Source organism: Ilumatobacter sp., from assembly GCF_030065885.1.
In the GTDB taxonomy this organism is placed as follows: domain Bacteria; phylum Actinomycetota; class Acidimicrobiia; order Acidimicrobiales; family Ilumatobacteraceae; genus Ilumatobacter.
In genome coordinates this window covers 1-23823 of record NZ_JASJCS010000082.1, presented here as the reverse complement: position 1 = coordinate 23823, position 23823 = coordinate 1, and the positions used below count along the sequence as shown (strand labels likewise).

The following is a 23823-nucleotide window of genomic DNA, read 5'->3' as shown; positions in this document are numbered from 1 at the left end:
CGGTCGGCCAGCGAACCGGCCTCGTACGACGACACACTGATCGAGGAAAATTCCTGCATACCGGCAACACTATCCGCCGACTCGGGGTCGATTGCAGCGTTCATCGCCGACCTCGTGCGCGCACCGTGGTGATCGGTGCTCCGAGAGCGACCACCAGCGACCGTGTCCGAGGTCGATGCCGACCCGGGACCATCGTCACATTCTGGGGTCGCGAACGCACTCGGCGTGTCACCCGCCCCCATACTGGACGCGTGGACGGGTTGACCGCGTTCCTCGAGACGGCGACCTCGGTCCTGGCGCTCGTGGCGGGTGCCGGTGCCGTTCTGATCGTCGCGGCCAGGGTGCTCGCTCCCCGCCTCCCGATCGCGGCGCGGCTCGGGGGCCGAGTCGTCGCCTGGCGCGCCGAGCTCACGCTGGCCGTCGCCGGCGTCTCCACGCTCGGCAGCCTCTACTTCTCCGAGGTCGCCGACTACGTGCCGTGCCGCCTCTGCTGGTACCAGCGCATCGCCATGTACCCGATCGCGGTGGTCGCCGTCGTGGCCCTGATCCGTCGCGACGGTAACGCCAGGTTCTACGTCGCGCCGATGGCCCTCGTCGGTGCGGGCATCTCGGGGTACCACTACCTCATCGAGCGCGGCGTGCTCCGGGACACCGAGTCGTGCGGTCTGTTCGGGCCGGCATGCGCCGACGTGTGGTTCGAGGAGTTCGGCTTCGTCACGCTCGCGTTCATGGCACTCGCAGGATTCGTCGCCATCCTGGTGGTCAACCTCGTCCCGTTCCCGGCGTCCAAGGAGTCATCGTGAACCACCGTCGCATCGCCGCACTCGCCATCGCCGCCACGCTCGCCATCGCTGCGTGCGGGGACGACGAGCCCGTGGAAGATCTCTCGGCCCGGTCACCCGCCGCGAACGACGACGCCGACAGCGCCACCGACGGCGACGGCGACACCTCGCTCAACAGTCCCTCCGACGGTCCGCGGTCGACGGTGCCGCCCGATCTCCCGGACTCGTTGATCGGGTCGATCGGCCCGGTCGACGTCATCGGTGACCCGTTGCCGCCGCTCCCCGACGGCGGCGCCGACCCCGCCCGCGGCGCCCCGGCGCCGGTGCTGGTCGGTGAGGACTTCGACGGGCGCACGGTCCGCATCGACGCGGTCGCAGCCGGTCCGACGATGGTCGTCTTCCTCGCCCACTGGTGCCCCCACTGCAACGACGAGATCCCCGTCATCAACGGACTGCGCGACGACGGTCGCCTGCCGGCGTCGTTGAACGTCGTCGGCATCAGCACCTCGGTCGCGCCGGATCGACCCAACTTCCCGCCGAGCGAGTGGCTCGACCGGCGTGACTGGCAGTTCCCCGTGATGGCCGACGGCGTCGACTTCGACGCGAACACGCTCGTCGCCGCCAACGCGTTCGGCGTGACGGGCTTCCCGTTCGTGGCTCTCCTCGACGCCGACGGCACCGTCGCCGCGCGGTGGAGCGGTGGGCTGGGCGCCGATGCCATCCTGAGCCTGATCACCAGCAGCCTCGAGCTCGGCTGACCCGACCCTGCGCGGCCCGCCGACGCAACCGTCGGTGCGCCGTCAGGGCTGTCCGCGCAAGGCGCGGCCGAGGTGTTCGGCCTCGGCGATCACGTCGCGTAGTGGCCTGCCGAGCGCGGTGGCGGCCGAGAGAGCGTCGTCGTGTTCGACCTTGACCCTGGTCGCGCCGAGCTTGACCCCGATCGGGTGGCCGTCGAGGTGCACGGTCGCGGCGTCGCGCTGCTGCGGCCAGCGTTGCACCGGTGCGGCTCGCACGCCGAGCGTGCCGGTCTCGCGGACGAGCACCGTCCGCACGGCGACGAACGCGGCGTCGTCGCACAGCGCATGCACCGTGTGGGCGGGACGGCCCTTCTTCATGACGATCGGCGTCGCCCACGCGTCGTGAGCGCCGGCTGCGAGCAGGAGCGCGATGGTGTGGGCGATCACCTCGCCGGTCACGTCGTCGACGTTCGCCTCGAGCAGGTGGCAGGGGCGCCCGTCGGCGGCGCTGCCGGTCTCGGTGTCCCCGACGATCGCCTGCACGACGTTCGGCCGCCCGGGCGGATCCGCGGTGCCGGCGCCGAACCCGGTCGATCGGACGGTCATCGGCGGCATCGGCGAGCACGTGCCCAACACCGTCAGCACCGCGACCCCGGTCGGCGTGGCGAGCTCCATCGTGGTGTCGACGCCCACCGTGCGCGCTCCGGACTCGGCCAGCAGCCTGCTCACCGCCGGCACCGGGTTCGGCAACCGGCCGTGGGTGGTGTCGACGGTCCCGTGCCCGACGGCGATCGGCGAATACGCGATCTCGTCGACCCCGAGCGACGCGAGCGCCGCGCACACCCCGACCACGTCGAGGATCGAGTCGATCGCACCGACCTCGTGCAGCTCGACATCGCCCGGGTCGATGCCGTGGATCGCTCCTTCGACCTCGGCGAGGCGCCGGTAGACGGCGAGCGCGTCGGCCTTGACGCGGGCGGACAGGTCCGACGACTCGATCAGCGCCAGCACCTCAGCGGCCGGCCGGTGCGGGTGCCCGACGTCGTGACCGTCGCGATCGTCGTGGACGCCGTCGACGGCGACGTTCGTCCACAGCGAGGTCACGCCGCAGCGCTGGACCCGCTCCCAGGTGGCGGCGTAGCCGCTGACACCGAGCGCGCCCCAGGCATCCATCACGTCGAGCCGGTCGGCGCCGGCGTCGATCAGCGACGCGAGCAGCATGTCGCCCGCCACGCCCGCGCAGCAGTTGAACCAGCAGTGCATCAGCGCAGCGTCCTGGCGATCGCGCTCGCCGCACCGAACCCGTTGTCGATGCCGACGACCGTGATCCCGCTGGCGCACGAGGCGTGCATCGCCAGCAGCGCGGTGACGCCGTCGAGGCCCGAGCCGTAGCCGACCGATGTCGGCACGGCGACGACGGGCGCGGCGACCAGACCGCCGATCACCGATGCGAGCGCACCCTCCATGCCGGCGACGACGACCACGGCGTCGGCCGACGTGACCTCGTCGACGTGGGCGAGCAGGCGGTGCAGGCCGGCCACCCCGACGTCGACGAGCCGTCGGGCCCCGAGCCCGTAGGCCGCCAGCGTGATCACCGCCTCGTCGGCGACCGGTGCGTCGGCCGTGCCGGCGGTGACCACGAGCACCTGGCGGTCGGCGCGGGGCTCGGGACGGCGCCAGAGCACGCAACCCGCCTCGTGCTCGGCCGGGCCGTGCTCGGCGAGCACCGCCTTGAGCTGGTCGTCGCTCGCACGCGTCAGCAGCACCGGGCCGCTGCCGTGCCCGAGGAGCTCACCGACGATGCTGACGCACTGCTCGGGTGACTTCCCGGGCCCGTAGATCGCCTCGGGGACACCCTGGCGGAGCGCACGGTGGTGGTCGACCATCGCATCGCCGAGATCGGCGAACGGGAGACGGCGGAGTCGTCCGACGGCGTCGTCGGCGGAGATCTCGCCGGACCGGATGCCGTCGATCAACGTACGCAACGCGGCCTCGTCCATCGGCGACATGCTGGCAGAAGGGACGGCGGATCGCACCACGCCGGCCCCTAACCTCGCGGCCATGAACGAGCCCTCGAACGACCAGCCGCCGGACCGCCATCCCCGCGTGGCGTTCTTCGGGCCGTTCGGCACGTTCACCGAGCAGGCCCTGCGCACACAGCCCGATCTCGCCGCCGGGGAGGCGCTCGCCTACCGAACGGTGCCCGACGTGCTCGACGCGGTGTCGGCGGGCGAGGTCGACTTCGGCTTCGTGCCCATCGAGAACTCGATCGAGGGCATGGTCAACTTCACCCTCGACGCGCTCGCCTTCGATCACGAGCTGCTGATCGTCCGCGAGGTCGTGCTCGACATCCATCTCTGCCTCGCCGCCCGGCCGGGTGTCGCGCTCGGCGACGTGAAGCAGATCTACTCGATCCCGGTCGCCACCGCGCAGTGCCACCGGTTCCTGCGTGAGGAGCTGCCCGGCGCCGAGCTGCACATCGCGGACTCGACCGCCGGTGCGGCGCAACTCGTCGGCGACGACCCGTCTCCCGACGTCGCCGCGATCGCACCGCGGGTCGCCGCCGAGCGGTACGGGCTCGACGTGCTGGCGGAGAACATCGAGGATCACCAGGGCAACCAGACCCGGTTCGTCGTGGTGTCCCGCGCCGGTGTCCCCGCCCCGACCGGCCACGACCGGACCGCACTCGTCGTCTACCAGCGCGCCGACGAGCCCGGCAGCCTGATCTCGATCCTGCAGGAGTTCGCGGCTCGTCGCCTGAACCTGTCGAACCTGATCTCGCGACCGACCAAGCACGGCGGACTCGGGGACTACTGCTTCATCCTCTTCGCCGAGGGCCACGTCGGCGACGACCTGCTCGCCGACGCGATGCGTGCGCTCCACGCCAAGCAGGGCGCCGTCAAGTTCTTCGGCTCGTGGCCGCGCGCCGACGAGCAAGAGCACGACACCCGTGCCCATGCCGACGAGCGATGGCGCCAGGCCGACGACTGGATCGCAGCGTTGCGCGCCGGTCTCGGCGGCGCCGACCAGCGGTAGTCCGGCTGCGTTCGCCGATCGAGCCTCAGCGGCCGTAGAGCGCCATGACGTCGGTGGGCGCCCCGATCAGATCGGGGTTCGGGCACGGGTCCGGTGACGGCTGCCCGGGCCACCACGGTCGCGGGCACGGCTTGTGCTCGATCGCAGCGACCCACCGGCTGACGTAGTCGGCGATCGCGTACGTCCCTTCCCGGCCGGCGTGGGTGCCGTCGTCGAACCACTGCGGGTGCGGCCGGCTGTAGGTCAGCCAATCGGCGAGCAGCACGTCGCCGTACTGCGGCAGTCGGGCCAGTTGGTAGAGGTCGACGTTGTTCTCGTGGTAGGCGCGACGGGCGTTCTCACGGGCGACGTCCTCGTTGTAGCTGAGCCACACGATCGTGTGGGCGCCCTTGATGCGCGACGCCTCGACGACGGCGTGGAACTCGACGGGGAAGTCGCTGAACCAGTCGTTGTACCCGGCTTTGACGACCACGATGTCGAGCACCCCCGGCGTGCCGAGGATCGCCTCGACCGCCGTGTTCGGCGTCAGGTTCGTGACGCGGCTGTGGCACGACGGTCGCAGCAGCCGGCGGCACGACTGCGCGTCGACGATCGGCTCGAAGCCGAGCAGCGCGTCCCGCCCGTCGGTGTAGACGCCGAGCGACGCGAGGGTCGAGTCCCCCACGAGCAGCACCCGCGACCGCCCGGCTTGGTTCGGTGCCGGCCCCGAGCTCGCCGTCGCCGGCGCGCCCGTGAAGTAGCCCGTGAGGTCGACGACGGCGTCGACGCCCGCATGGGCGTAGTACGCGGCACCCCGATCGCTGATGCGCGTGATCGCCATGTTGGCCAGCGTGTGATCGTGCATCGCCGGGTTGATCGCCGACGTGAACGGGCGCGTCGTCCCTGCCGGATACGCCGTGACGTGGCCGCGCCGATCGGCGTTCGTGATGGTCAGGTTGGTGGCGAGCGCCGACGCGCCGGCGACCGGCGAGGCGAGCTCGATCGTGCCGCCGGGCCAGATGCGCGGCCGTTGCTCCCGCGTGTCGAGCAGGCGTGTCGGGGCGAGGGGCACGAACAACCCGTCCGCCGACTCGCTCGCCGACGGGCCGGTGAACCATCCGACGAGATCGACGACGAGGTGGCCGCCGCCGCTCGTGCGGATCGTCAGCCCGTCGGGCGAGATCGGCAGGATCACCGACGAGGCGAGCGCCTGCCCCGTGCCGTTGGCGTTCAGGAACGACGACGTGGCCGGTTGCTGCCCCGTCGGTCGTGCGCTGAGATGGCCGGGGCGGCTCTCGAGCAGGCTCGTCACGTTGACGACCAGCGCCGTCGCGTCGCTCGCCGCCTCGGGCGGTCTCGGCACGGGCAGGTCGGCGCCGGGCGCCAGCGCTGCCCCGCCACCGAGCCGGGTGTCGATCAGCCGGCGCGGCGCAACCGGCACGAACCGGCCGTCGCGGGCGCGGTCCATCGGCACGAACACCCCGGTGATGTCGACCACGATGTGGGTCGGCACGAGTGAGAAGACCTCGATGGTGCCGTCCGGCCCGATCGGGATGATCGCCGAGTTCGCGACGACCCGGTCCCAACGCGTGTTGACCGTCGATGTCGGCGGTAGCTCGCTGCCGCCCGGGTAGGCGGTGACGAAGCCCGCGGTGGCGGTCGACAGCGCGGTGACGGTCACTGCCGCCGCAAGGGCGTCGTCGGGAACGGCCGGCCGACCGGCGACGTCGATCGAGATCGTGTTGGCGTCGAGCCGGCTGCAGCCGCAAACCGGCTGACGCGTGTCGGCGAGGCGCAGCGGGCCGACCGGCCGATACGCCGATGTGGCCTCCCCGGCCGCGAACGCCGTCGCCGCGCCGGGAACCCGGCGGTCGCCGCCGGCGCTCAGCCCGACGATCGCAGCCAGCACGACGACGACGGCGACGAGCGCGCGGCGCACCGGGAGGTCGGGTACTCGCACCGAACCGTGTCGTACGCTCGCCGCCATGTCTGCTGCTGCCCCCGTCTCCGTCGTGACCGGTGCGAACTCCGGTATCGGTCGCGCCACCGCCATCCACCTGGCGCAGGCGGGACACACCGTATACGGCACCGTGCGCTCGACCGCACGTGCGGGCAAGCTGCTCGACGCCGCCGAGGCAGCCGGTGTCGGCGTCGAGCTGGTCGAGCTCGACATCGCGTCCGACGAGTCGGTCGCCGACGGCTTCGCCGGCATCCTCCGGCTCGCCGGGCGCGTCGACCACCTGGTCAACAATGCCGGTGTCGGCGGCAACGGAGCGGTCGAGGAGACCTCGTCCGAACGGTTCCTCGACGTGATGAACGTCGACCTCTGTGGCGCGACGCGGTGTGCGCAGGCCGTGCTCCCGCAGATGCGCGAACGGGGGAGTGGCACGATCGTCAACATCACCTCGATCGCCGGCCGCATCGGTGCGATCGCGCAGGCGCCCTACGTCGCGGCCAAGTGGGCGTTGGAGGGCGTGAGCGAGCAGCTCGCGCTCGAGTTGGCGGCGTTCGGGGTCCGCGTCGCGGTCGTCGAGCCCGGCATCACGAAGTCGTCGATCTTCGGGAAGAACACCGATGCGCCGAACGCGACCGGCGCGTACGGGCCACAGTACGAGCGGATGCTGCAGATGTACGCGGCCGGCTACCTGCACGCGACCGATGCGATCGAGGTCGCGAAGGTGATCCGGCACGCGATCGAGACCGACGATCCGAAGCTCCGCTACCAGGTGAGCTGGGGCGGCCCCGAGATCACCGCCGGGCGGGCGGCGATGACCGACGAGGAGTGGGTCGCGCTCGGTCGGATCGAGGAGCTGGACGACTACATCGCCGCGTTCCGCGACGCGTTCGGGATCGACATCTCGACCTGACCGGCCGCTCGTCGACCTTGCGGGCTCGCCGGCGGTCCCGAGGTCCGAAGTTCGTGCGTCAGAAGTACATGCCCGGCACGCAGGGCGGGAGCCGGAGGGCGTCGTCGAGCGCCTCGGTGAGCTCGGCGGGCGCCGAGAAGTCGTCGGTGACCGCGAGCGACGATGCGGGGCAGATGCCGAACCACAGCCGCGAGAAGGCACCGACGCCGCAGGAGACGGTCGGCGCGCCGGCGTCGTGGCCGTCGTTGATCGTCGACGTGGAACCGATCGTCACCGTGTAGTCACCGCTGATGCCGGTCCAGCTGCCGGGGGCACCCTCGAGGAAGGGCGTGACCGGGTCCGACAGTTCGAGGTTGAAGACGACCGGGTCGCCGGGCCACGAGCGCGCCGAGACGCACGCCGCCAGGTCCAGCACGCGGAGCTGCCACCAGGCGAGCGTGAAGATGCTGTTCTCGGCTTCGGTCCGACGGGTGCGACTGCGTTCGCGGATCGGCGCTTCGATCATGGCCTGCAGCTGTGCGTGGGCCGGCTCGGCCATCTTCACCCAGTGGTACTGGTCGCTGAGCTCGCGGAAGAGGCGGAGCAGCTCCAGCAGCTGATCGGTCGTCCGGTAGACGAAGAGGTTGACGACGAACGGACCGTTCTCGTCCTTCAGGGAGCCGGCGAAGTAGTGCGTGAGCTCGCCGGCCTCGTCGCGGTAGCCGAGCGCGAACAGGTGCTCGGTCCATCGCAGCTCGGCCTCCATCAGGTTGGGGGCGTCGAGCGTGATGCCGCCGTGGCTCACGAGCCGTGCGTTGAGCGACGTCTGCATCTCGGCGGCGTCGTCCAGCGTCAACCGGACCGGCCGGCGGTAAGGGACGTGCCCGACGTGCAGCTTGCTCGGGTCGAACGTGACCTGGTGCATGTACGAGCCCGTGCCGAACCCGAACCGGTCGTAGAAGCCCTGCTCGAACATGCCCAGCGCCGAGACCGCGGCCCCCTCGTCGGCGCCCCGCTGCAGGGCGCGCGCCGTCATCGTGCTGGCGAGGCGCTGCTTGCGGGCGATCTGGCTGGTCGTGACACCCGTGACCGCCGAGAGCGGCAGCGCGGTGCGGTCGTACCTGATGGTGCCGGCCGTGCGGTGGACCATGCACTCGGCCTCGCCGTCGAGCAGGCCGACTTCGGCGTTGCCGCCGCCGAGGTACCAGCGCAGTCCCTCCTTCTCGCGATCCTCGTCGTCGATCCACCGGACCTCGCGCCAGATGCGCGCGACGGCATCGAAGTCCTCGTCCCGGTAGGCGCGGATGTCCAGAGCCATGTCGACAGTCTCGCGCCGAGGCGGACTCCGGCTCGGCAGGGTTTGGGGTGCTGCGGTCACGGCGGACGCGCAATCCGAGCGTGACGGCCTGGACATCCGGAGGCGTCGGGCCTGGCCGACGACGCGACCGAGTTGCCGGGTCGCGCTCGGGCGGTCCGGCCGGCCGCAGCGCGATCTCGGCTTCGCAGGCGGCCGGCGGGACGGTGATCACGTAGGTCGTGCCGTCGTGCCGCCCGGTGACCCGGCCGCGTGGTGGTCCACCACCACGTCGAGCGTGAGGTCGTTGGTGCCGCTGACGGCTCGCCACGTTCCTGCGTTGGCCATCCGGATCGAGTACCGAGGGTCGCCGGTGAGGCTCGGCGACCCGTCTGGCAGCTCGAGGTGGATGCTGTAGGACCCGGGCCCGAGCCCGACGGGCACGTCGACGGTCAGATCGAGCATCCTGGTCGAACCAGGGAGCGGCATCACGTCTCGTGCATCGGCCACCCGCTCGATGCGCATCGTGGCTCCCGTCGAGTCGTTCACCAGCACCACGTTCATCGGCCGCGGGTTGTACAGCTTGCCGAACCCCTCGTTGGCCACCACGAGCTCGAGTTCGAGACGGCCGCCGGCGGCCACCCGCGTCGGTGCCGACGCAGCGCGCATCTCGTACCGGTAGCCGAGCCGGGCGTCGATCTCGTCGAAGCAGCCGTCGGTACGCCATCTGTCGATCGTGTCGCCGTAGAAATCGAGGTTGAGGTAGTCCCAATGGAACAACTCGAGCTCGGTCAGCGCGGTCGGGCAGTCGGTCCGTTGCGAGCCGGCGGAGACCTGACAGGTCTCTCCGCCCATCACCGTGAACTCCGTCATCGTGGCGAGATAGTCGACGAACTCACCCTTCCGGGACAGGGGGATGTAGGTGCCGGCGTCGTGCTCGTTGGCGAGGAAGCAGTCGTTCTTGTGACCGGTTCGACTCAGTGCGCTTCCGTCGAACGCACGTGCGGCGTCCAGCGGCGCAGGTTCGAACTCGATGATGTCGTCGGGGTAGCGGAACTGCGTCATCCGGTGGGTCGGCAGCGCCTGCAGCAATGCGTTTCGCACGCGGGCCCGGTCGGAGGGGTTGGTGAGTCCGTTGCTCGACGAGTGCCACTCACCCCAGGCGCCGATGAACCCGGCCTGCAACACCGAGATGACGTTGCTGTTGGCGCGCAGCACCGGTGTCAGCTGTTCGAGGTGCTGTTCGATCCGATCGACGGTCGCGTCGGGCGCCGACCCGAAGTTGTACGAGAACCTCGGGATCAGCTTGATGCCGGCTGAGCGGGCATTGGCGAACACGTCGTCGAGGTCGTCGAGCAGCGCATCGGGGATCGGCGAGTTGCGGTAGTCGTCCAAGCGGACGTACATCCGCGCGAGCCGGATGCCGGCGTCGTAGTACGACGACATCTGTGACACCGACGTCGTCGACCCACTCGCCGAGTCGGCGACCGACACACCCTTGTGGAAGCCGCGTTCGGGGTTCGCAACGGCCGCCTCGGTGCCGCGGAACCCGACGGTCTGCGTCGGGTTCTCGGTCGGCGGCAGCGTCGTCGTCGGAGCAGTGGTGGTCGGAGGAGTGGTGGTGGGCGGCGTCGTCGTGGGTGGTGTCGTGGTCGGTGGTGTCGTGGTCGGTGGTGTCGTCACCGACGTCTCGACGATCAGCGCGGGGCCGTCGCCGGTCTCGGTGGCATCGAACGACACATCGTCCGCTCCGGCACCGTCGTGGGCGATGACCAGATCGAGCGTGTCGCCCGCGATCGCGTCGACGGGCAGGTCGACACTGAGCCGCTGTCCGGTCGTGAACGATCCCGAGACCGACGCCAGCTCGTCGCCGGCCACCGGCGCGTTGCCCGGACTCAACGTGTCCGACGTCCAGTTGCCGCCCTCGCCACGCGACACCGACACCGTGCCCTGACCGGGGTCGCTCCCGACGACGAGCTCGAGCAGGACGCGGCTCGCGACACCGAGACCCGACGTGTCGAAGCGCACGTAGCCGATGCGCGTGCGCGAGCCGTGCTCGACCCGCAGCTGCGAGTCGTTCACGCGCGTCGTCCCCTCCAGGAACGCATCCTCCACGGCGACCAACTCGACCCGCGACGTCGGGGTCGGCGGGGTGGTCGTGGGCGGCTTCACGGATGTCTCCACGACCAGGGTCGGGCCCACACCGGATTCGCTCGCATCGAACGACACGTCGTCGCTGCCGGCGCCGTCGTGGGTGATGACCAGATCCAACGCGGCGCCGGCGACGGCCTCGGCGGGAAGCTCGACGTCGATCTCTTGTCCGGTCGCGAACGTCCCCGAGACCGCGGCGAGCAGCTCACCGATGGCCGGGGCATTTGAGGGCGTCAGCGTGTCGGACGTCCATCTCCCACCCGTGCCGAGCGACACCGCCACGGTGCCCTGGCCTGGATCGCTCCCGACCGTCAGGCGGAACCGGACGGTGTCGGCGGCCTCGATGCCGGAGGTGTCGAAGCGCACGTAGCTGATGCGGGTGCGCGAGCCGTGCTCGACGCGCAGCTCCGTGTCGTTCACCCGCTTGGTCCCCTCCAGGAACGCATCCTCCACGGCGACCAACTCGACCCGCGACGGCGACATCGGTGGCGTGGTCGTCGGTGGGATCGAGGTCGGTGGAGTCGTCGGTGGGATCGAGGTCGGTGGAGTCGTCGTGGAGGGCGATGTCGTGGTGGGTGGTGCGGTGGTCGGAGGAGTGGTGGTGGTCACCGGCACGGTGGACGTGGTCGTGGTGGTGGTGGTCGTGGTCGGCGTGTCGGTGGAGGGTTCGATCGACAGCGCGACCTCCGATCCGATCTGGCCGGGCACGACGAACGCCGCCGTCCCGTTGCCGACCGTGACCGTCTGATCGACGCGTTCGCCCGTCACCGGGTCGAACCAACCGAGGTCATAGGTCCCAGCCGACATCCCCTGCACGCCCATCGATGCCGGGTCGTCGTTGGAGTAGGCGATGTAGACGTCGCTCGTCTCGTTGCCGAGCACCCACTTCGTCCCGCCCGCTGCGAGCTGGTCGGCCGGCACGGTCTCGGCGAAGCGGGTCGTGTCCATGAACGCATTGATGCGACCGAGATCGGCGAGCATCGCGTCGGTCGGATCGTTCGACTCCCATGCGTCGTAGAACAACACGTAGCCGCCGGCCATCACCGACGACCAGAACGACTGGCGCAGCGTCGAGCGCTCGCCACGGTCGAGGAGCTCCTTGTGCCACGGGTGGCACTCGGCCATCACGTACACGTCCTCGCCGAACTCGCCGGCGTCGTGGATGCCGTCGACGCTCGTGTACTTCGACTGCTGGCACACCTGTTGTGCGAACACGTCGATGTCGGTGTTGCCGAGGTACTGGTTCGACTGGCCGTTGTTGTGATGAACGCCGAGCGGGTGCACGTCGTCGTGCGTGCGGATCTCCGCCGCGAGCGCCTCGGCCTTCTCGAGATCGACGCTGTTGTCCGAGCACGCCTTGATGATGTGCTCCTCGGTCGGCAGCCAGACGAGGTGTCGGTACTCGCGGAAGCGTTCCACGATCGTCTTGACGAACTGCCGCTCGGCGGCGGGGAGGTCGGGGTTGCAGGCACCGAACGGCCGTGCGCCGTCGTCGTACAGGTGGAACCACGTCACGATGCCGGCCGCATCGAGTTGGGAGAGATACGAGTCCCACTCGTCGAGGACGTCCGGATCGACGCCGTTCGAGGGGTCGGAGCCGATGAACGGGTTCTCGTTCGCGCCGCCGTCGCCGCCGTTCGACCGGACGGCGTGGATGTACACGGCGCGTACGTCGTTGTCGATCAACCGGTCGACGATCGCCTGCCTGCGGGCGTCGGAGTAGTAGAGGAACCCTTCCGGCCCACCGGCGCCCGCCATGAAGTACGGCTCGCCGTTGCCGGCGTACTCGAACCAGTGACCGCTGTCGTCGACGGTGATCGGCCCGTCGCCGGCCGCGGGATCGGCACCGACGATCGGCAGATCGGCGACGATGGCGGTCCCCGTGATGCCGGCGACCGCCAACGTCGCCGCGACGAGCGATCTGATCCGCCGGGGCTGACGACTGGCGGTTGGGCGTGAACTGGTCATGGGTGTTCCTCCGGGCCGGGTGGTGGGTCGCCCGCGCTGTCCGCCTCGAACCGTCTTGTGTCCGCGTCGGGGAGAGCGTGACGAGCGATCGTCGCGGAGCGGACCACCTCGCCGATGGGGTGTCACGCGGCCACCGACGCGGACACATGAGCTACGAAGGAGGCCGCGGGCGTGGCCAGCATCAGACCCCGACATGAGCAGACGCCGCCGAACGCGCTCCCGCCCGCCCGCCGAGCAGGCCGACGTCGAGCAGCTCGTGACGCACGCCTACGAACGGCACGCCGGGGCGATCGCGGCCTATGCGCTGCGGCGAGCGGCTCCGGCCGATGCCGCCGATGTCGTCGCCGACACGTTCCTCGTCGCCTGGCGGCGACACGTCGAGATCCCTGACGAGCCGGACACGCTGCCGTGGTTGTACGGGGTGGCGCGGCGGGTGCTCGCCAACCAGCGTCGATCGCGGGACCGTCGAACGCGACTCCACGACCGGCTCCGAACGGAGTTCATCGAGTTCGACACCCGCGTCGACCGGGTCGAGGACACCGAACGATTCCAGCGCGTCGCGTCGGCACTGGCCTGCTTGTCCGATGACGACGCAGAGCTGCTGCGGCTCACCGCATGGGAGGGCCTGACCCCGACCGAGATCGCGACTGCGATCGGTCTCGAACCGAGTGCCGTCCGGCAGCGTCTCCGCAGGGCGCGACAACGGCTTCGCCACCGTTTGGCGGCCGACGGCCCGGACGTCGCGGGCCGTGATCCGGCTGGGCAGCGCGGGCCGGGGGCACACCGCCTGCCCGTATCGCACGAGCCGCGCTGGTCGGCAGGGGGTGGATCGTGATCGAGAACGAGCTCACCGAGCTCCGGCGCGCCAACCCGGTCACCGTCGATGCCGCCACCGACCTGGTTGCCGAGCATCGCTCGGCACTGGCCGCCGCGATCGGCGAGCGACGAGCTGCGTCGCCTCGCGACCGCGCTGCCGTAAGAGAGCGGGCAGCCGGTCGACCGGCGCGTGTCAGCCTGATCGGCGCCGTGGCCGCCGCGGCCGTCGTGCTGGCTCTGCCGGCGTTGCTGCTGACGACGGCGACTCGGACGGGCGGCGACATCCCGGACGCGCCGAGCCACGACCGACCAACCCCCGACGAGCTCCCGAGGCCGGCGGATCTGGGCTCGCCCGATGACAGCTCGATCTCGGCTCCGACGACAGCTCGGCCCGTGATCACCTCGTCGATCCCGCCGAGGAGCTCCGTCGAGCCGCGCGACGGCGCTGAGGCGCGGCCGCCGGTTCCGCCGATCGTGTCGACGTCGCCGCAGCCGCAGCCGCCGGCGTCGACGGTTCCTCCGACCGAGACGACACCTCCGGTGCCACGGGAATCCTCGCCCGCGACCGATCCGCCGTCGACGGCGACATCGTCCACCCCGCCCGCGCCGACCGTCCCCCCGACGACCACCACGGATCCAGCCGCCGGTGGCACCGGCGAGCACACTCCGGGCAACACGGCAGGCCAGCCGTTCGACCCAGCGGTCGACCTGCTCGTGATCACGTTCGACTTCGCCAACCGCGACGACGGTCATGCATCGGTCGCGGCGCGAGAGCTCGCGACGAGTCTCGATCTCGATCCGCTCGTCGTCGCAGGGACTTCGGCGCCGGACTCGACATGGTTCGTCCAGGAGTACACCGACGTCATGTCGGCTGCATGGGGCTCCGACTGGCTCGACGCGGCGACCGATCGACCCGGTGCAGTCGCACGGGCGGCCGATCGGTGGTTGCTCACGATCGACGCAGGCGGTGTCGTGCGGGTCGCCGAGGGCGGCGTGTCCGACTTCACCGCCGACGTCCTGCGAGAGCTTCGAGACCGGCGACCGGGGCTCGACACGACGTCGGTCGTCCAGGTCGTTCATCACAACGGGCGCAACGAGGACGAGACCAGGTCCGGCGACCTCGACGTCGTGCGGACGAGCACGAGCTACGTGCGGATCGACGACGGCAACTCCGAGAACGACACGGCCGACCTCAACGGTGCGACTGCCACGTTCGAGTCGACGGCGCTGGCCGGCCGCCACGGCGACGCCTGGACCGTCGCGTTCGACTACCTGGCGGCGGAGTCGCTCGACTTCTCCGACACGGTCACTGCGCTCCACGTTCTCGGCGTGGCCAAGGACGAGGTCTCGGAGCCGGATGGCTTCGCTGCCCGGTTCATGCGCGTTCCCGGGCCCGGCTGACGTTCGTTTCGTCTTCCGGGCTCCGGACGCAGACCAACCGGCGTCGAGCCTCGAGCTCACCGGTGAGGAGCAGGTCGACCCGTCGATCTCCGACCGGGCCGCGATCGGAGCCCATCGACAGCGAGGGGCGGCGCATCGGTCCGCGAGGCACACGCGAGTCTCACCGACCCGGCATCCGGATCCCGTGTCAGCGACGAGGTGGCCGGGGACCCCGCCTCCCTCCCGAACCTGCACCGACTCCTCCGTGATGACGCGTCTGGTGCCACCTCGCATCAGGGGCGAGAGCCCGCGCCACGACCGGCCGCTGGCGGAAGGCTGCTAGGCCGATCTCGTTCGCCATCGGGAGCAGGGGCGGGCCCGTGGCTGCGGGCGGGTCGAACCACGCCGGCCCTCCGCGGAACGGGAGGGATTCGAACCCTCGGACCCTTGCGGGTCGTCCGCTTTCAAGGCGGGTGCAATCGTCCACTCTGCCACCGTTCCGCCGGACAGGTTAGTGACCGGGTCGCCGCTGCCCACGAGCCTCTCCCGATCCGACGGTTCCGCTCGATGTCCGACCGAGTTGTGTCAGGTTGTGTCTGACACAACCTGAAAGTCGTCGCCGATCCGACGGTTCCGTTCGATGTCGACGCGGCCTAGACTCGGGCCGCCTCGGAGAGGTGCCAGAGCGGCCGAATGGGACGCCCTGCTAAGGCGTTGACCCTCCTGGGGTCCGTGGGTTCAAATCCCACCCTCTCCGCCAGGTGACGAGCGCGTGGGACGTCCCACGCGCTCGTTGCGCGTGAGGGTCCAGGCCGCCAGCCGCGGGCGCGGCGCTCAGGCGTCGACCCCTGATTGGACGGCTCCCGCACCCCGGCCGGGGAGAGTCACATGTCTGTCATTTGATTGCGGTCGGATGTCGTCGATGTTGCGGTTTGATGACGGAACGAGTAGACCAGTGGTTTGGAGGCGGACTCCGAACGGCGATCACATGCGACACGACGACCATTCCCTCGACGACGACGTCACCCGCGAGTTCTGGGGGTCGACGCGGGGCTGGCTCTCGAGCGACGGCTCCGCCGGTGACGACACCGTCCTCGAGCGCCCGGGCGGCGACGACACGACGGGCACCCTGCGGGCGATCCGCGACGGGTTCGCCGCGTTCCGTCCCCAGGTCGAACACCGCGGCGGCGCGGTCGAGCGAACCCGCCAGCACGGTGTCGTGCCGACCCGATCCACGACGATCGACACCGAGGCCACGCTCGCCGAGCTGGCGTCGGGCGACTGGTACGACGAGGACTGGGCCGACCTCGAGGCCTGGACGGCCCCCGAAGGTGCCACCAATCGGATCCCGCGTGAGCACGTTGCCACCGCTGCCCACGACGACGACGATGACGACGACGACACCGGTCTGATCCCGCTCTCGCCGGCACACCCCCTCGCCGAGCGGCTCGGCGTCGGTGCGGTCGACCCGCTCCTGTTGCGCCTCGGGATCGTGCTCGTCGCCCTCGCCGTGCTCGTGCCGCTCATGATCTCGCTTCGCTCCGACGACACCGGCGACATCATCGAGTCGTCCGCCGTCGCCGTCGCCGCCGCACCCTCCGCTGCCGAGCCTTCCGGCGAGCCGGCCGTCGCCCAGCCGTCGTTCGACGGTGCCTCGCCCGACGCGGCAGCCGTCGCGCCGCTCGAGCAGCCCTCCGAGCCGTCGGCCGACGCCGACGACGTCGCCGGGGTGGCGCCGACCGCCGCGGTCGCGGCCGCGGTCGAGCCGGACGTCGCGGCGTCCGATCCGGAATCGAGCGAGGCGTCACCCGCCGTGGAAACCGACGTCCCCGTCGGCGACGTCCCGCAGGACGTGGTGTCGACGACGCCCGCCGAGGTCGCCACCGTCTCGGCCGCCGCCGAGCGTGTCGTGCCCGAGTGCCCGATGACCTACACCGCCGGCGCGGGTGACTCCTGGTACCGCATCGCCGACGCCGCCGGCGTTGCGCCGAGCGCCCTCCTGGCCGAGAACACGGCGACGGTCGACACCCCGATGTTCCCCGGCGACGAGATCTGCCTCCCGGCCGGCGCGACCGTGCCTGCCCAGCCGACCACCACGACTGCGGCGCCCGCGACGACTGCCGCGCCGGCCACGACCGCTGCCCCTGCGACGACGCAGCCGCCGGCGACCACGCCGCCGGCGCCCGCCTCGACGGCGCAGGTGCAGCAGCTGATCCGTGAGATCTTCCCGGCCGACCAGGTCGACAAGGCGCTGCAGGTCGCGCTCCGCGAGAGCCGCTACGACGCGAACGCCTACAACGGCTGGTGCTGCTACGGCGTGTTCCAGATCTACTGGACGGTCCACCGCAGCTGGCTGGACGACTTCGGCGTCTACTCGGCGAGCGACCTGTACGACGCCGAGAAGAACATCCGGGCGGCGCTCTACCTCTACCAGCAGGCGGGCGGCTGGGGCCCCTGGGGCGGCTGAGCCCGCAATCGAGCGTTCCGTTTCGCGGGCTCGACGCCTACACTGCAGCGGACTGCGCCCGTAGCTCAACGGATAGAGCATCTGACTACGGATCAGAAGGTTTGGGGTTCGAATCCCTACGGGCGCGCTGACCAGATCGGGCGATCGAGCAGATCTGATCGGAGTACGAGGGTCCCGCCGGCGAGGCGGGGCCCTCGGGCGTTTTCGCGGACGTTCGCCCCTGGGAATCGGCCTGTCCGGCCTGCATGATGAGAAGTGGGCCCGCCCGTGGGGTCTGTTCTGCGTGCGTGCCCCGATCGCTGCGACCGCTCGATCAGGGGACGGGAGCGACGTTGGCGATCGCAACCGGTTGCCGCCCCACGAGAGGAAGGGCTTCTGCCATGCCTGGAGCACACAGCACCGTGCGAGATGTTCAGGTTGTCGCGACCGGGGTCGTTGGTCTGCACCCCGAGCACATGTACGGGACACGCAAGCCGGGCTTGTGGTGGGTCTTCCGGTCGAAGGAGTGGGTGACCGTCCCGATGAACGTGTTCGTGATCGAACACGACGACGGGCTGGTTCTGTTCGACACCGGGATCGACCCTGCGGCCACGACGCGCGCCTACTGGCCCGACGCAGTCACCAACTGGTTCGTGCGTCACATCTTCCGCTTCGACGTCGACCCCGAGGACCGGCTGGGCGACGCCCTGCGTCGGGCGGGCTATCGGGCCGAGGACGTGACGGCGGCGGTGCACTCGCACCTGCACTTCGATCACGCCGGCGGGATCGCCGACATCCCACAGGCAGATCTCTTCGTCGCACGCGACGGCTGGGACTTCCTCGTTCGATCGTCGCATCCCGAACGCGAGTACGTGACGCGCCAGCACGTCCTGGTTCCCGGAGCGAGGTGGCGACTGCTCGACTTCTCACCCACCGACGATCCCGAGCTCGCTCCCTTCACGGAGGCCTGCGACGTGATGGGTGACGGCTCGCTGATGGTGGTGCCGACGCCGGGCCATCTCGTCGGGTCGGTCTCGATGCTCGTGCGCCGCGCCGCCGCGCCACCGGTCCTGCTGATCGGCGACCTCACGTACTCCGAAGAGCTCCTGCTGCGCAACCAGACCGCAGGCACCGGCGACAAGGAGGCGCTCCTGCAGAGCTACGCCAAGGTGCAGACGATGAAGGCCAACAACCCGGATCTGGTCGTCGTGGCATCCCACGACACCACGGCGGTCGACAAGCTCGCAGCAGCCCGGATCGGCGATCTGGCCGCCTCCTGATCGGCGTCACCTGCACCGCCTCGCAGCGGGAATCGACGTCGCATCCCAAACCGGACCGAACGTCCGGGATTGCACGGAGGAACTTAGCTCGAGGCCGAGGCCGCTCGCCGTGGGATCACCCTCGGCGCGCTGATCGCTGAGCCGGCCGCCGAGGTGCCCGCTCCCCCCCGAGGCGGCCGGATGGACATGCGCTGGAGGAGTTCCTCGGTAGCAGCGACTCCGGTGACCCGACGTGGGCGACGTGCGATATCCACGAGCTCCGCCCACGAGGTCGGAGCACGCCGCTCGATCGAGTCGCGTTGACGCCGCCGCACGTTCGCGAGACCTCGGACGGCACCTCCCGCCAGCTTCGAAGTGCTCGGGCGTGCCGTGGTGTGAACACAGCCGACAGGCATTCGTGCCCAGCATGTCGCTGCGTTCTCCGGCTCGCGAACGGCGTGATGTGGGCGTGATGGGGGACGTGGGCGGGCGGCCGGAACGGGGGTGCGAACTGTCGTGATGACAGCGTTCTGTGTCAATTCTGTGTGTATTCGGGCCGTCCGGACTCACGTTCGGGGCCGATCGTCCCGATTTTCTCGGCATGAGGATCGTTCGTCGAGCGTCGCTGGTGTTCAGCCTGGTGCTCGTCGTCGCGATCACGGTCGGGTACGTGGCGCGACGTTCCGAGCTGGCCGGCCAGCGCGACGTGAGCCTGGCCAACGCGGCCGAGCTCGGCGCCGCACGCCTCGCATCCATCGTCGACAACGTCCAGGTCGCAGCCGATGTGGGCGTCGACCCCGACGAGACAGCGGCTTCGATCGCCGCCGCCAACCCTCGCCTCGGCGTCTGTGCTGTGAGCGCAGCGGCGACCGCGTGCGCCGGTGACGGCCCGCAGCCCGACTCGTCGATGCTCGACGACATGGAACGGCAGCGCGCCAGCGCATCGGACTCCGTCGCCGGCGACACGGCCCAGGGGGTCGAGCGAGCCGTGGCCTCGATCACGGTCTACGACTCGATGCTCACGTTCGACGTCGACGGGCCGCACCTCTCGGTGATCGCTCGTGCGCCCGTCGACGTGGTCTCCGACCGCTCGGGCGTTCCGGTGTGGGCCACCACGTTCCTGCCCGCCGGCGCGTCGGTGGGCGAGTTCGCCGTCGAGTCGGGTCTGCGTCAGACCGCCACGCTCGTTCCGGGTACGCCCGGCTTGTTCGTGGTCGCATCGGTCGACGACGGGGTCGAGCTCCGCGGCGACGAGCAGCGGTTCTACGTCATCATCTTCCTGCTGGCACTGGCACTCATGGGCCTCGCCGGCATCACGATCTTCGTCGAGCAGCGCAACCTGCACGAGCGGGCGAGCTTCGACGCCCTCACCAAGCTTCCGAACCGCAGCGAGTTCGAGCGCCGTGCCGTCGAGGTGCTCGAGGACGCCGAGCGGCGTGGCCGGACGACCTGCCTCCTGCTGTTCGACCTCAACGGCTTCAAGCTCGTCAACGACACCTACGGCCACAACGCCGGCGACGAGATGCTGCGCGTGGTCGGCACCCGGCTGCGCAAGGCGGTCCGCGACACCGACGTCGTGGCTCGCTGGGGCGGCGACGAATTCGTCGTCATGATGCCCGGCATCGACAGCGAGGAGATGGGCGCCCGTCGCGCTCGCCAGCTCGCCGATCAGATCAGCGGGCGGACCCGGCTCGAAGGCGTCGCCGAGCCGCTGCGGGTCAAGGTCAGCGCCGGCGTGGCGCTGTGGCCGGGCCACGGCCAGGACCTCGACACGCTCGTCGAGGCAGCCGACCAGGCGATGTACCGGGCCAAGCGTGAAGGCGTCGTGTGCATGATCGCGGAGGAGCCGCCCGAGGCGCCGACGCCGCCGCAGCCCTACACCGTCAACGCCTGACCGTCGCCTCGTGCCACCGCCGGTGCCAGACGGGCTGCCTCACCAGTGCCCGGAACCGACGCTGCGCCTACGCTGCCCGGCGTGCGCGCTCCGATGACCTCGAAGCTGGCCGGGTTCGGTACGACGATCTTCGCCGAGATGTCCGCGCTGGCGGTCGAGACCGGTGCGATCAACCTCGGCCAGGGCTTCCCCGACACCGACGGACCGGCCGAGGTGCTCGACGCGGCCGTCGATGCGATCCGGGGCGGCGTCAACCAGTACCCGCCGGGCCCCGGCATGCCGGTGCTGCGACAGGCGGTCGCCGACCACCAGCGGCGCTTCTACGGCCTCGACTACGACGTCGATGCCGAGGTGCTCGTGACCGCCGGCGCCACCGAGGCGCTGGCCGGCACCCTGCTCGGGATGCTCGACCCCGGCGACGAAGTGGTGCTGTTCGAGCCGATGTACGACAGCTACCAGGCCGGCATCGCGCTCGCCGACGGTGTTGCGAAGCCGGTCGTGCTGCGGCCCGGCGAGGGGCCCGACGGCCGCTACGGCTTCGATCGCGACGAGTTCGCCGCAGCCTGCACCGACCGCACGAAGCTGGTCCTGCTCAACACGCCGCACAATCCCACCGGCAAGGTCTTCACCCGCGACGAGCTGCAGTTCATCGCCGACGTCGCCCAGGAGCGCGACCTGTACGTCGTGACCGACGAGGTCTACGAGCATCTCGTCTTCAGCGGGGCCGAGCACATCCCGATCGCGACCCTGCCGGGCATGCGCGAGCGCACGATGTCGATCTCGTCGGGCGGCAAGACGTTCAACACGACCGGGTGGAAGATCGGCTGGATATGCGGGCCGGCAGCGATGGTGGCGGCGGCACGGACCGCCAAGCAGTTCCTCACCTACGTCAACGGCGCTCCGTTCCAGCCGGCGATCGCCGCCGGGCTCGCGCTCCCCGACGCGTACTTCGACGAGCTCGCTGCCGACCTCGAGGCCAAGCGCGATCGGCTGGCGGTCGGGCTCGACGCGGCGGGCTTCGTCGCGTACCAGCCCGAGGCGACCTACTTCACCACGGTCGACATCCGCCCGGTCCGCCCCGACGGCGACGGGGTCGCGTTCTGCCTCGAGCTCCCCGGACGGATCGGCGTCGTCGCCGTGCCGACGCAGGTCTTCTACGCCCACCCCGAGCACGGCCGCCATCTCGTCCGCTTCGCCTTCTGCAAGCAGCTCGACGTGCTCGATGCGGCCGTCGAGCGGCTCGCGCGTCTCGCACCATGAGCACGCTGCGCGTCGCCGCCGTCCAGCACGACATCGCGTGGATGGACCGCGCCGCGAACTTCGAGCGCCTCGCGCCGAAGATCGCTGCGGCCGCCGCCGGGGACGCGGGTCTGGTGATGCTCACCGAGACGTTCTCGGTCGGCTTCGGGTTCGACGACCCGGCGCTCGAGCCCGAGCCGATCGGCGGCCCGTCCTCCGAGTTCCTCGCCGCACAGGCCGCCGAGCACGGCGTGTGGGTCGGGGGCAGCTGCCCCGAGATCCATCCCGACGCGCCTCCCGACGATCAGCGTCCGTCGAACTGCTTCGTGCTCGCCGGCCCGGACGGCACGCAGCACCGGTATCGCAAGATCCACCCGTTCACGTTCTCGGGCGAGCACGAGCACGTCCGGGCGGGCACCGAGCTCGTGACGGTCGACGTCGAGGGGTTCCGGGTGTCGATGTTCGTCTGCTACGACCTCCGCTTCGCCGACGAGTTCTGGCACGTCGCCCCCGAGACCGACCTCTACCTCGTGCCCGCGAACTGGCCCGAGGCGCGCCGCCACCACTGGATGACGCTGCTCGAGGCGCGGGCGATCGAGAACCAGGCCTACGTGGTCGGCATCAACCGGGTCGGCGACAGCGGCAACGGCCTCGCCCACTCGGGCGACTCGCGCATCATCGACGCGACAGGTGAGGTGCTGGCAGCGGGGAGCCGCGGCGAGACGACACTCTTCGCCGAGTTGTCGACCGACCACGTCGCCGAGACGCGGGATCGGTTCCGCTTCCTCCCCGACCGTCGCGACGCCGGACGACCGTCGGCCGGATGATGCGAGGTCGTGCGCTTCGGGCGTGCACGCAGGCGGGGCGGCGGCACCGATGCTGGCGGCGCGCATCATGAGCTTCGAGGTCTGGTTCCTCGAACGACCGGCTGACGGTGACTGGGAGGCGGCGTGGCAGGCGCTCGACGCCCACGTCGACGATCCTCGGCCGCTCAGCGACGAGCAGCTGGCTGCTTGGCGGCGGATCCACGACGGCGTCGGTCGCATCGTAGACGATCCGCTCGACTCGACGGACAGGCGGTGGGCCGAGCTCGAGATGCCGAAGATCGCAACCCACCTCGTCATGTCGTCCTACGACGTCACGATGTTCACCGCGTACTGGTTCGGCCTGAACAGTGCCCCGCCGTCGCCGAGAAGCTGCGGGAGACCGCCAGGGTCGTCGAGTGCCACACGTCGTACGTCGCCTACGACCCGCAGCTGGCGCGGCCCTTCCTGGACGGCGACGCCGAGGAGGTCGCCTCCGTGTTCGCCGCCGTGGCGCGAGACCTCGGCCTCGCGGATCGCGGGCTCGAGGTCGACACGCACGAAGCGGGCTCGCGTCCCCGGAAGCGCCGCTGGTTCGGCCGACGCAGGTGACCGGACGACGTCCTCGCCGCCTCGGGCGTCCCGCCCTACTCCCCTCCGGAGAGAGCGATGACGCTGTGTTCCAAGAGCCAGCTGAGGTAGCCGTAGAGGTGGTACTCGGGTGAGTCCTCGAGGCCGGGGGTCACCTCGTCGGCGTCGGGGTCGTCGGTGACGCCGAGCATCGTGCCGAGCACCAGGCGGATCGAGTTGACCGACTGCATGAATGCGGTCAGTTGGCCGTCGTCGATCTCCTCGCCGCGCCGGACGGCGAGCACGGAGTCGACGGTGTCGAACGCGGTGAGCTTGGACTGCACCAGCTCCTCGCGCATCAGCCGCTGGTACTCCTCTTCCATCTCCTCGTCGTCGCGATGGGCGACGGGGAACAGGCGGACCAGCAGCACCTGCGCGTCGCTGTCGGGCTCGGGGTCCGTCAGCAGCGCTCGCAGCTCGCCGATCAGGCGCCGCACCAGGGCAGCCTCGTCGTCGCCGATGTCGATGACGTAGCCGTCGCCCTCGGCGCGAACCGGCGCGTCGAACCGGCTCATGCGACGGGCCGGCGGTCGGGATGGTCGTTCACCGGGCTTGTCCATCGA

General features: G+C 70.6%; 18 protein-coding genes and 3 tRNA genes. 13 read left to right on the top strand and 8 right to left on the bottom strand.

What is annotated here, in order from left to right; genetic code table 11:
* Positions 1-251: 251 nt before the first annotated feature.
* The gene (locus tag QNJ12_RS16355; protein WP_300624165.1) at positions 252-803 is read left to right on the top strand and encodes a disulfide bond formation protein B; all 552 of its coding nucleotides are present in this window, start codon (positions 252-254) and stop codon (positions 801-803) included.
* Positions 800-1540 carry a TlpA disulfide reductase family protein gene (locus tag QNJ12_RS16350; protein WP_300624164.1) on the top strand — a complete coding sequence of 247 codons (741 nt, stop codon included), beginning with the start codon at positions 800-802 and terminating at the stop codon, positions 1538-1540. The genes QNJ12_RS16355 and QNJ12_RS16350 overlap by 4 nt, the downstream gene beginning before the upstream one ends.
* Positions 1541-1582: 42 nt before the next feature.
* Here QNJ12_RS16350 and larC read toward each other — a convergent pair whose 3' ends face one another.
* Complete coding sequence (gene larC / locus QNJ12_RS16345; RefSeq protein ID WP_300624163.1) at positions 1583-2782, bottom strand: nickel pincer cofactor biosynthesis protein LarC; 1200 nt, start codon at positions 2780-2782, stop codon at positions 1583-1585.
* A complete protein-coding gene (larB, locus tag QNJ12_RS16340; RefSeq protein ID WP_300624162.1) occupies positions 2782-3519 on the bottom strand; it encodes a nickel pincer cofactor biosynthesis protein LarB in 738 nt (245 codons plus the stop codon). Before larB ends, larC begins: the two co-directional genes overlap by 1 nt.
* Positions 3520-3580: 61 nt before the next feature.
* Between larB and pheA the strand changes: the two genes are divergently transcribed.
* A complete protein-coding gene (gene pheA, locus QNJ12_RS16335) occupies positions 3581-4555 on the top strand; it encodes a prephenate dehydratase (protein ID WP_300624161.1) in 975 nt (324 codons plus the stop codon).
* Between the two features lie 25 nt (positions 4556-4580).
* Here pheA and QNJ12_RS16330 read toward each other — a convergent pair whose 3' ends face one another.
* Positions 4581-6494, bottom strand: a complete 1914-nt coding sequence (locus QNJ12_RS16330; protein ID WP_300624160.1) for a hypothetical protein — start codon at positions 6492-6494, stop codon at positions 4581-4583.
* Positions 6495-6519: 25 nt separating this feature from the next.
* Between QNJ12_RS16330 and QNJ12_RS16325 the strand changes: the two genes are divergently transcribed.
* Complete coding sequence (locus QNJ12_RS16325; protein WP_300624159.1) at positions 6520-7401, top strand: SDR family oxidoreductase; 882 nt, start codon at positions 6520-6522, stop codon at positions 7399-7401.
* Positions 7402-7459: 58 nt separating this feature from the next.
* Here the strand turns inward: QNJ12_RS16325 and QNJ12_RS16320 are convergent, their stop codons facing one another.
* Both QNJ12_RS16320 and QNJ12_RS16315 read right to left on the bottom strand, forming a co-directional pair.
* A complete protein-coding gene (locus tag QNJ12_RS16320) occupies positions 7460-8698 on the bottom strand; it encodes a GNAT family N-acetyltransferase (RefSeq protein ID WP_300624158.1) in 1239 nt (412 codons plus the stop codon).
* Positions 8699-8905: 207 nt separating this feature from the next.
* Positions 8906-12793 (bottom strand): DUF4832 domain-containing protein, encoded by a 3888-nt coding sequence (locus QNJ12_RS16315; protein WP_300624157.1) that lies wholly within the window; start codon positions 12791-12793, stop codon positions 8906-8908.
* 193 nt (positions 12794-12986) lie between these two features.
* Here QNJ12_RS16315 and QNJ12_RS16310 point away from each other — a divergent pair, with 193 nt between their 5' ends.
* Both QNJ12_RS16310 and QNJ12_RS16305 read left to right on the top strand, forming a co-directional pair.
* Positions 12987-13628: a sigma-70 family RNA polymerase sigma factor gene (locus QNJ12_RS16310; protein ID WP_300624156.1), complete on the top strand. Its 642-nt coding sequence runs from the start codon at positions 12987-12989 to the stop codon at positions 13626-13628.
* Positions 13625-15010 carry a hypothetical protein gene (locus QNJ12_RS16305; protein WP_300624155.1) on the top strand — a complete coding sequence of 462 codons (1386 nt, stop codon included), beginning with the start codon at positions 13625-13627 and terminating at the stop codon, positions 15008-15010. The genes QNJ12_RS16310 and QNJ12_RS16305 overlap by 4 nt, the downstream gene beginning before the upstream one ends.
* A 395-nt stretch (positions 15011-15405) precedes the next feature.
* Here the strand turns inward: QNJ12_RS16305 and QNJ12_RS16300 are convergent.
* Positions 15406-15490: transfer RNA gene (locus QNJ12_RS16300), tRNA-Ser, on the bottom strand.
* Between the two features lie 170 nt (positions 15491-15660).
* Here QNJ12_RS16300 and QNJ12_RS16295 point away from each other — a divergent pair.
* The 7 genes from QNJ12_RS16295 (at position 15661) to QNJ12_RS16265 (ending at position 22654) form a co-directional block, all read left to right on the top strand.
* Positions 15661-15749 (top strand) — tRNA-Ser (locus tag QNJ12_RS16295).
* Between the two features lie 228 nt (positions 15750-15977).
* Complete coding sequence (locus tag QNJ12_RS16290; RefSeq protein WP_300624154.1) at positions 15978-17456, top strand: LysM peptidoglycan-binding domain-containing protein; 1479 nt, start codon at positions 15978-15980, stop codon at positions 17454-17456.
* A 54-nt stretch (positions 17457-17510) separates the two neighbouring features.
* A tRNA-Arg gene (locus QNJ12_RS16285) sits at positions 17511-17583 on the top strand.
* 328 nt (positions 17584-17911) lie between these two features.
* Positions 17912-18715, top strand: coding sequence for an N-acyl homoserine lactonase family protein (locus QNJ12_RS16280; protein WP_300624153.1), 804 nt, complete (start codon positions 17912-17914; stop codon positions 18713-18715).
* Positions 18716-19295: 580 nt separating this feature from the next.
* Entirely contained in the window at positions 19296-20588 is a 1293-nt protein-coding gene (locus tag QNJ12_RS16275) for a diguanylate cyclase (RefSeq protein WP_300624152.1), read from the top strand.
* A 93-nt stretch (positions 20589-20681) separates the two neighbouring features.
* Entirely contained in the window at positions 20682-21848 is a 1167-nt protein-coding gene (locus tag QNJ12_RS16270; RefSeq protein ID WP_367281801.1) for a pyridoxal phosphate-dependent aminotransferase, read from the top strand.
* Complete coding sequence (locus tag QNJ12_RS16265) at positions 21845-22654, top strand: nitrilase-related carbon-nitrogen hydrolase (RefSeq protein ID WP_300624150.1); 810 nt, start codon at positions 21845-21847, stop codon at positions 22652-22654. The genes QNJ12_RS16270 and QNJ12_RS16265 overlap by 4 nt, the downstream gene beginning before the upstream one ends.
* A gap of 303 nt (positions 22655-22957) precedes the next feature.
* Here the strand turns inward: QNJ12_RS16265 and QNJ12_RS16260 are convergent, their stop codons facing one another.
* Both QNJ12_RS16260 and QNJ12_RS16255 read right to left on the bottom strand, forming a co-directional pair.
* A complete protein-coding gene (locus QNJ12_RS16260; protein WP_300624149.1) occupies positions 22958-23191 on the bottom strand; it encodes a hypothetical protein in 234 nt (77 codons plus the stop codon).
* 86 nt (positions 23192-23277) lie between these two features.
* Positions 23278-23823, bottom strand: a 546-nt coding sequence (locus QNJ12_RS16255) for a DUF2017 family protein (RefSeq protein WP_300624148.1), incomplete at its 5' end; no start/stop codon positions are given.

Excerpts from the sequence above, each read along its gene's own strand:
- larC (WP_300624163.1), bottom strand. The coding sequence starts at position 2,782 with ATGCACTGCTGGTTCAACTGCTGCGCGGGCGTGGCGGGCGACATGCTG.
- larB (WP_300624162.1), bottom strand. The coding sequence starts at position 3,519 with ATGGACGAGGCCGCGTTGCGTACGTTGATCGACGGCATCCGGTCCGGC.
- pheA (WP_300624161.1), top strand. The coding sequence starts at position 3,581 with ATGAACGAGCCCTCGAACGACCAGCCGCCGGACCGCCATCCCCGCGTG.
- QNJ12_RS16325 (WP_300624159.1), top strand. The coding sequence starts at position 6,520 with ATGTCTGCTGCTGCCCCCGTCTCCGTCGTGACCGGTGCGAACTCCGGT.
- QNJ12_RS16320 (WP_300624158.1), bottom strand. The coding sequence starts at position 8,698 with ATGGCTCTGGACATCCGCGCCTACCGGGACGAGGACTTCGATGCCGTC.
- QNJ12_RS16315 (WP_300624157.1), bottom strand. The coding sequence starts at position 12,793 with ATGACCAGTTCACGCCCAACCGCCAGTCGTCAGCCCCGGCGGATCAGA.
- QNJ12_RS16310 (WP_300624156.1), top strand. The coding sequence starts at position 12,987 with ATGAGCAGACGCCGCCGAACGCGCTCCCGCCCGCCCGCCGAGCAGGCC.
- QNJ12_RS16290 (WP_300624154.1), top strand. The coding sequence starts at position 15,978 with ATGCGACACGACGACCATTCCCTCGACGACGACGTCACCCGCGAGTTC.
- QNJ12_RS16280 (WP_300624153.1), top strand. The coding sequence starts at position 17,912 with ATGTACGGGACACGCAAGCCGGGCTTGTGGTGGGTCTTCCGGTCGAAG.
- QNJ12_RS16275 (WP_300624152.1), top strand. The coding sequence starts at position 19,296 with ATGAGGATCGTTCGTCGAGCGTCGCTGGTGTTCAGCCTGGTGCTCGTC.
- QNJ12_RS16270 (WP_367281801.1), top strand. The coding sequence starts at position 20,682 with ATGACCTCGAAGCTGGCCGGGTTCGGTACGACGATCTTCGCCGAGATG.
- QNJ12_RS16265 (WP_300624150.1), top strand. The coding sequence starts at position 21,845 with ATGAGCACGCTGCGCGTCGCCGCCGTCCAGCACGACATCGCGTGGATG.